General features: G+C 40.5%; 7 protein-coding genes. All 7 read right to left on the bottom strand.

The window, feature by feature from the left end:
* Positions 1-36: 36 nt before the first annotated feature.
* Positions 37-930 carry a lipid kinase YegS gene (gene yegS / locus ACNART_RS03175; protein ID WP_349443326.1) on the bottom strand — a complete coding sequence of 298 codons (894 nt, stop codon included), beginning with the start codon at positions 928-930 and terminating at the stop codon, positions 37-39.
* A 299-nt stretch (positions 931-1229) separates the two neighbouring features.
* Positions 1230-2609 carry a tRNA 5-hydroxyuridine modification protein YegQ gene (gene yegQ, locus ACNART_RS03170; RefSeq protein ID WP_109374219.1) on the bottom strand — a complete coding sequence of 460 codons (1380 nt, stop codon included), beginning with the start codon at positions 2607-2609 and terminating at the stop codon, positions 1230-1232.
* Positions 2610-2729: 120 nt separating this feature from the next.
* Positions 2730-3437 (bottom strand): two-component system response regulator BaeR, encoded by a 708-nt coding sequence (baeR, locus tag ACNART_RS03165; RefSeq protein WP_198621022.1) that lies wholly within the window; start codon positions 3435-3437, stop codon positions 2730-2732.
* A 38-nt stretch (positions 3438-3475) separates the two neighbouring features.
* Entirely contained in the window at positions 3476-4852 is a 1377-nt protein-coding gene (gene baeS, locus ACNART_RS03160; RefSeq protein WP_198625730.1) for a two-component system sensor histidine kinase BaeS, read from the bottom strand.
* Positions 4849-7932, bottom strand: a complete 3084-nt coding sequence (gene mdtC, locus ACNART_RS03155) for a multidrug efflux RND transporter permease subunit MdtC (protein ID WP_368926569.1) — start codon at positions 7930-7932, stop codon at positions 4849-4851. Before mdtC ends, baeS begins: the two co-directional genes overlap by 4 nt.
* Complete coding sequence (locus ACNART_RS03150; protein ID WP_368926571.1) at positions 7929-11060, bottom strand: MdtB/MuxB family multidrug efflux RND transporter permease subunit; 3132 nt, start codon at positions 11058-11060, stop codon at positions 7929-7931. The genes mdtC and ACNART_RS03150 overlap by 4 nt, the downstream gene beginning before the upstream one ends.
* Positions 11060-12295 carry an MdtA/MuxA family multidrug efflux RND transporter periplasmic adaptor subunit gene (locus ACNART_RS03145; protein WP_198630533.1) on the bottom strand — a complete coding sequence of 412 codons (1236 nt, stop codon included), beginning with the start codon at positions 12293-12295 and terminating at the stop codon, positions 11060-11062. Before ACNART_RS03145 ends, ACNART_RS03150 begins: the two co-directional genes overlap by 1 nt.
* Positions 12296-12740 lie beyond the last annotated feature (445 nt).

The following is a 12740-nucleotide window of genomic DNA, read 5'->3' as shown; positions in this document are numbered from 1 at the left end:
TCATGATGAGATGAGAGTGATTGTCATTTATCTACACTAAGATAACAAGTCACATTGAGGCGGTAACCGGCAGTGGATCGCTTCAGGTAACACAATAAATTCAAATTTATTCCCTAAAAGTGGTTCTCCATCTAAATTAAATACCATTTCATGAGAAGCACTAATGTTTACCCAGCGACTGTCGCGCTCGATAATCTTGTCGTTTTTTTTACGATCAAACAGGCTATTCAAAAGAGAAGGGAGTAATTCGTGTGCTTCAACAATGGTGATATTGAGTTTATTGTCGTTAATTAATGCTTCGGGGCAGAGTTGTTGTCCTCCTCCTGCTTGACGACCATTACCAATACCTAAAATCAGTGATTCACCTTCCCAGTGAAAATTTTCAGCTTCAATTGTGCAATGATCCGCTTTTAAAGAGTCAATACTTAAAAGGCCATTAATAAAATAGGCGACCCCACCTAATGCTGATTTTAAGGCTTCAGGGGTTTCTGTTGTGATTTTTGTTCCAAAGCCGCCTGATGCCATATTGATAAAATAGTGAGTCTTATTCACAGCGATAACATCAATTGGTACAGCGCGACCTTTAACGGCTAAATTAAGTGCATTTTCCATATCACGAGGGATTTGTGCGCTGATCGCAAAATCATTTGCTGTGCCTAATGGAATAATACCTAGAGTGGGAGGAGATGAAGGTGAAAGATGAATTAATTCAGATGCAACACGATTAATTGTACCGTCACCACCAGCTGCAATAACAGTTTCAGCATTTATATCAATAGCTTCTTGTACAAAACGTTGCACATCACTCGATTCCCAAGTCACTCTCACTTGGAGATCAAAACCTTCATCACGTAATTGGCAAACGGCTTTTCTCAATGCGCTATTATTCGCGCTTTTTCCATTAATGATTAGCAAACTAATTTTACTCATTGATGAGTTCCTTTAATTGAATCACTCTTTTAAAGGTAATGGATATCGAGAAAATTACTATGTTTTTTACAAATGATAACGAAAAAAGGAGTGTGGTTTTATACAAAAGGGGGATTGATAAGAAGGGGACAAAAAGAAAAGGCAAATCCAAGGGAGATTGGATTTGCCAAGGAGGTGGTTCCTAGTCTTACTGTATTCATTCTAGTTCTTTATTTTTCGGAACTGATGATACGGTAAACAAATCATTATTGATGTGATCTGTATTTGAAATTGACCACTTTAAATCAGATTATGACGCTTTACTTCACTTCTACCGCATCAATTTTATGTGGTTGACGTGTTGTTGTACCTTGTAGGTTGCGGATCAGCAGTGCAAAATCTAAATCAACATCTTCAGGAACAGATAAATAAACCATGTGACCATTACCTGGTGCAACATCCGTTGGCTGCTGTTTTTTGTTAAACAGCGCTTCTAGCGTAAATTGAATATTTCCCGTTGGTGTCATTAATTCTAGGCTATCACCTAAAACAAATTTATTTTTAACATCAACTTCAGCTAAACCGTTTACGCGTTTACCTGTAAATTCACCGACAAATTGTTGAGTGTCAGAGACAGAATAACCATATTCATAAGTTTGGTACGCATCATGGGTATGACGACGTAAGAAACCTTCTGTATAACCGCGGTGTGCTAAGCCTTCTAATGTAGTTAGCAACGTTGGATCAAAAGGTTTACCGGCAACTGCATCATCAATTGCACGACGATACATTTGTGCAGTACGGGCACAGTAATAGAAGGATTTAGTACGACCTTCAATTTTCAGCGAATGTACACCCATTTGAGTTAATTGCTCAACGTGTTCAATCGCGCGTAAGTCTTTAGAGTTCATGATATAAGTACCGTGTTCATCTTCGAACGCAGTCATATATTCACCAGGGCGTTTTGCTTCTTCGATTAAGTAAACTTTGTCTGTTGGCGCGCCAACACCTAAAGTAGGCTCAACGTTTTTAACTGGGATTGGTGTGTATTTTTCAACGATATTACCAACCTCGTCTTCTTTGCCTTCTTCGACTTTATATTCCCAACGGCAAGCATTAGTACATGTACCTTGGTTCGGGTCACGCTTATTGATGTAACCAGATAACAGGCAACGGCCTGAGTAAGCCATACATAATGCACCGTGAACGAAAACTTCTAATTCCATATCAGGAACTTGCTTACGAATTTCAGCAATTTCATCAATAGAGAGTTCACGAGAAAGGATCACGCGAGTTAATCCCATTTGACGCCAAAATTTTACGGTTGCCCAGTTAACGGCATTGGCTTGCACTGAAAGGTGGATATCCATTTCAGGGAAGGCTTCTCGTACCATCATGATCAAACCCGGATCAGACATAATCAGCGCATCAGGGCCCATATCAATGACGGGTTTTAAGTCACGGATAAAGGTTTTTAATTTAGCATTATGAGGTGCGATATTAACCACAACATAGAAGCGCTTACCTAATTCGTGGGCTTCTTGAATACCTTTAGCAAGGTTTTCGTGGTTAAACTCATTATTACGCACACGTAAGCTATAACGTGGCTGACCTGCATAAACGGCGTCTGCGCCATAAGCAAATGCATAGCGCATATTTTTTAATGAGCCAGCAGGAGAGAGCAATTCGGGTGTAAACATGGTTAATTTCCTGGTTCTGATTTCAAGTCAGTCCCCCCACACATTGGGTAGGGGTATATCATAAAGGGGTGGATTCTAGCGCTTAAGTGTAGCGAGGTTCAATGTATTCCTGAAAAAATATCATCGAAAACGGTAAGCTTGGGTTTCCCAACGATAACCTTGACCATAAATTGAGCGAATAAATTCAATTTGATCGTTAAGTTGCTCAAGTTTACGTCGTAAGTTTTTAATATGACTATCAATGGTTCTATCCGTCACAATGCGGTAATCATCATAAAGATGATCCATAAGCTGATCTCGCGTTAATATCTTGCCTGGTTGTGTGGCTAAGGCCTTTAATAGGCGAAATTCAGCGGTGGTTAAATCGAGAATTTTATTATTGTATTGGATTTGATAAGCCTGTTCATCAATCACAACTAACTTATCGCTCTGAACAATATCTTGAGGACGATAAAAACGACGCAATAACGTTTTGACTCTGGCGACCACTTCTCTTGGGCTATATGGTTTGCAAATATAATCATCAGCACCAATTTCAAGACCTAATAATCTATCGACTTCTTCTGTTTTGGCAGTGACCATAATAATGGGAATGTCGGAGAATTGGCGCAACTCTTTACAAATTGTGATGCCATCTTTTACAGGTAACATAAGATCTAACAAAACTAAATCATAGTGCTGCTGTTTTACACAATGGCTGACTTCCGCGCCATCGGCTAACCAATGTGTTTGATAACCTGATGCTTGCAGATAATCAATGAGCAATTGTGCAAGTTTGGGTTCATCTTCAACAATTAGGATTGAATAGGGTGATTCAGTCGTTGTCATTTATCAGCTCAATAATTATTAGCGCAAAATGATAAGGCTTAATTATCATCAGAATATGCAGGTAATTCTATAAGGATTTTCATACCACCTAAAGAGGAAGGCATGGAACTTATCTTACCATTATGAGCTTCAATAATATTTTCGCAAATCGCAAGTCCTAATCCAGATCCACCACTTGCTCGATTTCGTGAACTTTCAGCACGATAAAAACGCTGAAAAACCGCTTTATATTGCGATTCATCAAGCCCTGGTGCGCTATCTTCTAATGAAATTAGCACACTATTATGGCCTTTCTTGGTACTGATATGTAATTGACCTCCAGAATAGGTATAACGAACGCTATTTTCTAACAGATTGTGAAAAAGCTGGATAAGCCTATCTGGATCGGCTTGTACAATCAGCGACGATAAATCATCTAACTCGGTGAATAGGGCAATATCTTTGGTTTGGTAAGTGTGACGATAAGAGGCTACCGCTAATAAAATTACTTCATTAATATCAACAAAGTCTTTGCGATAGGTTAAAGAGCCTCTATCTGATAATGAAAGCTGGTGGAGATCATTGACGAGTTTAGTCAGATTCGTCACTTCAAATAACAGAGAATTTAAGGTTTCGGCTGTAGGTTTTCTCACACCATCTTGTAATGCTTCAAGCTCACCTTTTAAGATAGCCAGTGGTGTTCGCAATTCATGAGAGATGTCGGCCATATAATCACGGCGAATTTGCTCATTTTTTTCTAATGTACTGGCAAGTTGGTTAAAATCAGTGGCGAGTTGGCTGATTTCATCTTTACTAGTAGGATGAACCCGAACAGAGAAATCGCCAGCAGCCAGTTTATGGGTGGCTTCAACCAAACGCTTAACAGGGCGTATCATGCTGCGAGAAAGAACCAATGTGATTAGCAGTGCAAACAGAACAGTTGCACCTGCAATAATCCAACTGGTACGCAGTTGTTGCTTATCAAAACTGATATCGGCTTCACTACTGATTTTATCTGCGGCACTGACAATCACCCATCCAACAATTTCATCGTGAAAGGTAATAGGCTTTTTAAATGTCTCTGCGGGAAATTGATTGTCATGTCCAAATAAGCGCTTCATGTCTTTATCTACAATCCAAAACTGTGTACGCCAACCGCGAGGTGGAGGGCCATCACCACTTTGGCTTATCTGATCAATGGTTCTTAATATTTGATAGACAGAATGTTCATCTTTGTATAAAAAATGCCAATCACCAGCTAATTCATATTGTTCAGTTAAGGCTTCTGCAATATGAGTTGCTCGCTGTTCACTGTTTTTCTTGATATAGCCAATAAAGCCTTGTTGAAAGCTACTACGAATACCAATATGCATAGCAAAGACAACCACCATGCACGTTGCGAAAATCACCAGAAACAGCTTGCTTCTCAATTTCATGCATTTGCCTCTTTTTTGCTGATACGTCGTTGTTGCCAACGTTCACGCAATCCATCAAAAAATAGATAAATAACAGGGGTGGTATAGAGCGTTAATAGCTGGCTCATTAATAAGCCACCGACGATGGTAATACCCAAAGGTTGTCTTAATTCTGCACCATCACCACTGCCTAACATTAACGGCAAAGCACCAAATAACGCCGCAAGTGTCGTCATAATAATAGGACGAAAACGCAATAAGCTGGCTTGAATAATCGCCTCTTTGGCAGACAATTTACCTTCACGCTGTGCGGTAATTGCAAAATCCACCATAATAATGGCGTTTTTCTTCACAATACCAATAAGCAACATAATGCCAATAAGTGCAATCAGACTAAAAGGTGTATTAAAAAGCTGTAACGCCAATAACGCACCTACGCCCGCAGACGGCAGGGTAGATAAAATGGTTAGCGGATGAATATAGCTTTCATACAGCACACCTAACACTAAATACACCGTGACTATTGCTGCCAAGATAAGAATAAGCTGTGACTTTATGGTTTCTTGGAAAACCTGTGCAGTGCCCGCAAATGTGCCTCTTACCGTATTGGGTACACCCAATTCAGTCATTGTGCGTTCAATAGAATTAATGGCATCAGCTAACGTATAGCCTTCAGGTATATTAAAAGCAATAGTTGACGCTGCGGATAATCCTTGGTGATTCACACTTAATGGTGCGTTAGCAGGATACCAACTGGCGAATGCGGATAATGGAATACGTTCACCTTGTGAATTGACCACATACATTTTATCTAATGCAGAGACATCTTGGGTATATTGTTCAGACACTTCCATCACCACTTTATACTGATTTAATGGCGCATAAATGGTGGAGATCTGGCGTTGACCAAAGGCATTGTTAAGCAGATTATTCACATCACTGACATTAATACCTAATTGCGACATCGTATCGCGATCATAAGTCAGAGCCATTTCAGCGCCTTTGTCTTCTTTATCTGAGTTAACATCCACAAGCTCAGGTAATTCGCCTAAGGCTTTACGTACAATAGGCTCCCATTTACGCAACTCGCTTAAATCATCGGCTAATAATGTAAATTGATAACTGGCATTGGCTTGACGCCCACCCGCTCTTACATCCTGTACGGGCATTAAAAAGAGGTTAGCTCCGGGTTCATTCGCTAATTTTGTGCGTAAACGATTAATAACTTGATTCGCACTGTCAGTTCTTTCTGACAACGGATTGAGGGAGATAAACATAAACCCACTGTTAATGCGACCGCCACCAGTAAAACCAGTCACGCTATCCACGTCTTTATCCGCATTAATTTCCTGCATAAAGCGAGCCATTTTTTCTTTCATCGACTGGAATGAAATGCTCTGATCCGCTCGCACAAATCCCATTAATCGACCTGTATCTTGATCGGGGAAAAAGGTTTTGGGCGCGCTAATATATAAATAAACATTTAAGCCTAAGGTTGCGAGAAAAATCGTCATAACCCAGCGTTTATGGCGCAATGCAGCTTGTAATGTGACGCTGTAACCTTGTTGGGCGCGGAAAAGTAACTTACCAAAACCTCGTAAATGCGACTGTGCTTTCGGTTTCATTCCTTTTAATAAATGTGCGCACATCATGGGGGTTAGCGTTAACGAAACAAACAAAGAGATAGCGATTGCTGTCGTTAACGTAATGGCAAATTCTTTAAATAATCGTCCAACAAGACCATCCATTAACAGTAATGGAATAAAAACGGCAACAAGAGAAATGCTCATCGAAAGTACGGTAAAACCCACTTCACCGACACCTTTTAGTGCGGCTTGTTTAGGCTTTAAACCATTTTCGATATGACGAGAGATGTTTTCAAGTACGACAATCGCATCATCAACCACAAAACCTGTAGCAACCGTTAATGCCATTAATGAAAGGTTGTTTAAGCTAAAGCCACAGAGATACATCGCTGAAAAAGTACCAATTAATGAAACGGGTACAGCAACAGCAGGGATCAGAGTGGCGCGACCTGAGCGTAAAAATAAGAACACCACTAAAATGACTAACGCCACCGCAATGGCTAACGCACGTTCAACTTCAGCTAGGGATGCGCGAATAGTCGGTGTTCTATCTTGTGCAACTTTTAAATCAACACTGGCAGGAATAAGCTCACGCAATTCAGGAAGTTCATCACGAATACGATTAACGGTTTCAATAATATTTGCACCTGCTTCACGGCGAATAACCAACAAGATAGCAGGCTCACCGCCACTCATACCCGCAGCGCGTGCGTTTTGTACGGAATCAGTCACTTGTGCCACATCACTTAGACGCACAACCGCATCTTGATTGTAATGCACAATAATTGGGCGATATTCAGCGGCTTTGCTTAGTTCATCATTGGTTTGAATTTGCCAACGATTATCATCATTATTCACAAAGCCTTGAGGTCGTCGCACATTAGCTTGGTTTATGGCTTTTCTGACATCATCTAGGCTTACGTTTTGATTGAACAATGCATCAGGATTAAGGGCGACACGAACCGCAGGTAGTGAACCGCCACCGACAGAAACTTCACTGACGCCTTCAATTTGTGAGATTTTTTGTGCCAATCGTGTTGATGCTAAATCGTAAAGCTCACCCGTGTTTTGTGTGTCAGAGGTGAGCGTTAAAATCATAATCGGTGCATCAGAAGGATTCGATTTATAATAACGTGGGCGGCTTGGCATCCCTGAAGGTAGCAAGCTTTGTGATGCATTTAATGCCGCCTGTACATCTCGTGCCGCCGTATTGATATCTTTATTTAAATCGAAAACCAGTGTGATATTGGTACTCCCTAGCGAACTGCTTGATGTCATCTCATCAATCCCCGCGATACGCCCTAAAGAGCGCTCAAGCGGCGTAGCAACAGAGGATGCCATCGTTTCAGGAGATGCCCCAGGCAATGAGGCATTGATATTAATAACGGGGTAATCCACCTGTGGCAAAGGCGCCACAGGAAGTAACATAAAGCCCAATACACCGCAAAGTGAAATCGCTAAACTGAGCAACGTGGTTGCTACAGGTCGTTGAATAAAGAGGGCGAAGAACTTCATGATACAGCCCCGTTATTATTTTCAACGTGTTTATTGCGGTTGATATAGAGCGATAATTTATCAAATAACAGATAAATTACCGGTGTCGTAAATAGGGTTAAGATCTGGCTCATAATTAAGCCTCCAACCATACAAACCCCTAATGGTTGACGTAATTCTGCCCCTACACCTGTACTCAACATTAAAGGTAAAGCACCTAAAAGCGCCGCCATTGTGGTCATTAAGATTGGGCGGAAACGTAATAAACACGCTTGATAAATAGCTTCGTAAGGCGTTAAACCTTGTTCTCGTTCAGCGGCAAGGGCAAAGTCTATCATCATGATTGCATTTTTCTTTACGATCCCGATAAGCAAGATGATCCCAATAATCGCAATAATATCAAGCTCATTGCCTGCTGCCATTAAAGCAAGTAATGCCCCAACACCCGCTGTTGGCAGTGTAGATAAAATCGTAATAGGGTGAATAAAACTCTCATATAGCACGCCTAATACAATATACATTGCTACAATTGCCGCGATAATCAGCCACAAAGTACTCGAAAGCGCGCTTTCAAATGCCAGTGTCGCCCCTTGGAATTGGGTGGTAATATCTTTTGGCATAGAAATCTGCTCTTCAGCCAATTTCACTGCATTCACCGCTTCTTCAAGAGAGGATTGTTCAGCGACATTAAATGAGAATGTGGCTGAAGGAAATTGTTCTTGATGATTAATAGAGAGCGGTGCCAAGCGTTGCTCTACGGATGCAATAGATAATAAAGGTACCATCGCACCATCTTTACCCGTTAAATGCACGGCTGAAAGTGCCTGTAATCCATCTCCGTTGCGAATATTTTGTTCTAATACCACGCGATACTGATTTGCTTGAGTGTAGATAGTGGAAATTAAACGCTGACCAAACGCATTATAAAGTGCATTATCAATATCACTCATTGAAATACCTAAACGGCTTGCTGAGTCTCTATCCACTTTGATATACGCCATCATGCCGTTATCTTGCCAATCACTGCTAATATCAGTCAATTCAGGGCTATCTTTTAATGCTTGAGAGAGTTTTGGTACCCAAGAGGCCAATTCATCTAATGATGTTGCTTGTAGCGTAAATTGATACTGAGTACGAGAAACTTGCGTATCAATCGTTAAATCTTGAGTTGGTTGTAGATAGAGAGTCATTCCTGAAATAGAAGCAATACGCTCTTGTAAACGAGGAATAATCACATCTATCCGATCTTCACGCTGATCAAGAGGCTTCAACGTAATTTGTAAACGACCAGTGTTTAAGGTTGCGTTGCTTCCATCAATACCCACGAAACTAGCAATATTATCAATAGCAGGATCATCAATTAATTTATCAACGACCTGTTGCTGTTTTTCTACCATTGCTTGGTAAGAAATAGATTGTGAGGTTTCAATGGTGCCTTGCAATAGCCCGTTATCTTGTAATGGGAAGAAGCCTTTAGGAATAAACATATATAGCAATACGGTTAGTACTAATGTGCTAAGTGCTACGCCAAGCATTATCCATTGATGGTTTAAAACACGTTTGAGCCAAACTGCATACACTGCAATCATTTTTTCAAAAAAACGCTCGCACGCCATTTCAAAACGGTTGTGTTTGATTTCATTTTCAGGTTTTAGCAATCGAGCACACATCATTGGCGTTAATGTGAGCGAAACCACCGCAGAGATTAGAATGGCAACAGCAAGGGTGATTGCAAACTCTCTAAATAGACGACCAACAATATCTCCCATAAATAATAGGGGGATCAGTACGGCAATCAGAGAGAAAGTGAGTGAAATAATGGTAAAGCCAATCTCGCCAGCTCCTTTTAAAGCGGCTGTTAACGGTTTATCACCACGTTCGAGATAACGGGAAATATTTTCAATCACAACAATGGCATCATCGACAACAAAGCCTGTGGCAATGGTTAATGCCATTAAAGTGAGGTTGTTGACAGAGAATCCACAAAAATACATCACCGCAAACGTACCTACTAATGAAAGCGGTACGGCAATACTTGGGATTAAGGTTGCGACACCATTACGTAAAAAGAGATAAATGACCATTACCACAAGGGCGATAGCTAAACCAAGTTCAAACTGCACATCTTTAACTGAAGCGCGGATCGTTGTCGTTCTGTCTGTTAAGATCTCAACATTAACGGATTTTGGTAAATTAGATACTAAATCCGGCAATAAATTACGAATATTATCAGTGGTATCAATAACGTTAACACCAGGTTGTCGTTGAACATTAATAATAATCGCTTGCTCATTATTCGCCCATGCCCCTAATTGATTGTTTTCAGGTGCTTGTTCAATAGTGGCAATATCAGATAAACGGATTGGTGCGTCATTTTTATAGGTAACGATTAATTGGCGGTAATCTTCTAATGATTTCATCTGATCATTAGCAGATAACGTCACAGAGCGAGTTGGCCCATCAAGGCTCCCTTTCGCTGAGTTAACGTTCGCATTATTGATTGCTACACGAATTTTTTCGCTATCTAAACCGTAAGATGCTGCGGCTTGTGCATTGAGTTTGACTCTAACAGCGGGGCGCTGACCACCCGCTAGTGCCACCAAACCCACGCCATTAACTTGTGAGATTTTTTGCGAAATACGGGTTTCAACCATATCTTGCAACTGTGTCATTGGTAATGTTGAGCTAGTAACCGCCAAGGTTAAAATAGGCGGATCAGCCGGATTGACTTTGCTGTAAATCGGAGGATAAGGTAAATCGGATGGTAGCAGATTAGTCGCTGCATTTATCGCAGCTTGTACCTCTTGCTCTGCAACATCTAATGGTAATGTGAGTTGAAACATCAGTGTGATCACTGATGCACCACCAGAGCTTTGTGACGACATCTGTTTTAATCCAGACATCTGCCCAAATTGACGCTCTAATGGCGCGGTAACCGCGGATGTCATTACATCAGGGCTTGCACCAGGATAGAGTGTAACAACTTGAATTGTTGGGTAATCGACTTCTGGCAATGCAGACACTGGCAACATACGATAGCCAACAATACCCGCTAACAGTATGGCAACCATAAATAAAGTTGTTGCAACAGGGCGCAGAATAAATAAGCGAGAAGGACCGCCACCTGTACCGTGTGTTTTTTCTGTCATTACGCTTTCTCCGCGACAACACGGTCATTTTCTTTATTTTTTGGTGCTGTTGGTGTCACGATATCGACTTTTGCACCTTGTGTTAATCTATCCACACCATCGGTTACAACACGTTGATTTGCTGATAAACCCGAAGCGATAACCACTTTTTCTGCATTTTGTAATGCAACTTCAACACGTAATTTGCTCACTTTATCTTCGCTATCAACAACCCAGACAAAGTGACCTTCATTCCCCATTTGCAATGCTGCATTAGGAATAACCACTGCCTTTTCTAACGTGGTGACGTAAAGGCGTACATTCACGAATTGATTAGGGAATAGTGTATTTTCTTGTTGAGGGAAACGGGCTTTTAACTTTATGGTGCCTGTCGCTGCATCAATTTGATTATCAACACTAAATAGTGTGCCTTGTGCTAATTCAAATTGATTATTTCTATCTAACGCCGTAACAGGCAAATCTGCATTGTTTTTACGTGCTTGAATAACATTCGCTAAATCTTGTTCTGGCAAAGTAAAAAGCACATCAACAGGGTCCATTTGATTGATAACAACGATAGGCGTGGATGAACCGCCAGAAATATAGTTTCCTACATCAACTTGCTTTAAACCCACTCGGCCTGAAATAGGTGCCGTGATTTTGCTGTAGGTTAATTGCAGTTGTGCATTGCTGATAGTGGCTTCATCAATACGAATACTGGCTTCAGATTGTTTTACTAAAGCTTGCTGGTTATCTAACTCTTGTTGTGAGACTAAGTTAGTTTTCGCTAATTTCTGATAACGCACTAAATCAAGGCGTGCATTTGCTAATGTGGCTTGATCTTTTGCTAGCTGTCCTTTGGCTTGGGCTAATTGTACTTCAAAAGGGCGCGAGTCAATTTCAGCTAAGAGATCGCCTTTTTGAACTTGTTGGCCTTCGGTGAAATGTAGCGCCATTAATTGACCTTCAACACGGCTAGTGACGGTCACGCTGTTAGTGGCTTTTACTGTACCTAAAGCAGATAAAAATTGAGGGACATCTTCTTGTGTTGATGTTGCAACTTGAACAGGCGGCAAAGGAGGACGACGAGATCCAGATGTACCTCGACTCTGGGTGTTTGTTGCTTGAGTCCCTTTATTTTCGGGCGATGCTGTTTTTGCTGCATTAAATTGCCAATAGGCGTAACCACCTGCGATTACGACGATTAAAGCGATAATGAGAGAAACTCTTTTTTTAGCATTTTTGTTTTTATTCATTACTTTTGTGATCCCACTGGCAACTAGCTAATCAGAAATACTGAAATGAAAATCTGGAATGGTGACATTCTACCTGTTTCTTCACAGTTAAAAATGGAGGAAATATGGAAATTAAGTCAAGGAATGTGTTTTGTTGGCGTTATTTTAATCAGTTAAAACAAATTGCTACTGGCATTATTTTACCGTTGTTATTCAATAAGAACTAATTTAGCAAAATATAGGTAAATAGTAGCGTAGCTTAATTGTTTATATAGGGATAATTAAGTGAAAAATAAATTATTGATTATCAGTGAGTTATTTTGTTTGATGTTTTTTTAATCGCATAACTATTTTGTACAAATGCCTGTAACTATGATAAAACGCAATAGTTAGTTATAATTCTTAGATAATTATGCTTTCCAGTGATAGAATGCCAACCTTGTTTTTCTCTGCGTTGAACTCTTTT

The organism is Proteus sp. LHD240705 (genome assembly GCF_047921555.1).
Taxonomy (GTDB): Bacteria; Pseudomonadota; Gammaproteobacteria; order Enterobacterales; family Enterobacteriaceae; genus Proteus.
This window is presented reverse-complemented; position numbering and strand designations above follow the sequence as displayed.

Excerpts from the sequence above, each read along its gene's own strand:
- baeS (WP_198625730.1), bottom strand. The coding sequence starts at position 4,852 with ATGAAATTGAGAAGCAAGCTGTTTCTGGTGATTTTCGCAACGTGCATG.
- yegQ (WP_109374219.1), bottom strand. The coding sequence starts at position 2,609 with ATGTTTACACCCGAATTGCTCTCTCCTGCTGGCTCATTAAAAAATATG.
- baeR (WP_198621022.1), bottom strand. The coding sequence starts at position 3,437 with ATGACAACGACTGAATCACCCTATTCAATCCTAATTGTTGAAGATGAA.
- ACNART_RS03145 (WP_198630533.1), bottom strand. The coding sequence starts at position 12,295 with ATGAATAAAAACAAAAATGCTAAAAAAAGAGTTTCTCTCATTATCGCT.
- mdtC (WP_368926569.1), bottom strand. The coding sequence starts at position 7,932 with ATGAAGTTCTTCGCCCTCTTTATTCAACGACCTGTAGCAACCACGTTG.
- ACNART_RS03150 (WP_368926571.1), bottom strand. The coding sequence starts at position 11,060 with ATGACAGAAAAAACACACGGTACAGGTGGCGGTCCTTCTCGCTTATTT.
- yegS (WP_349443326.1), bottom strand. The coding sequence starts at position 930 with ATGAGTAAAATTAGTTTGCTAATCATTAATGGAAAAAGCGCGAATAAT.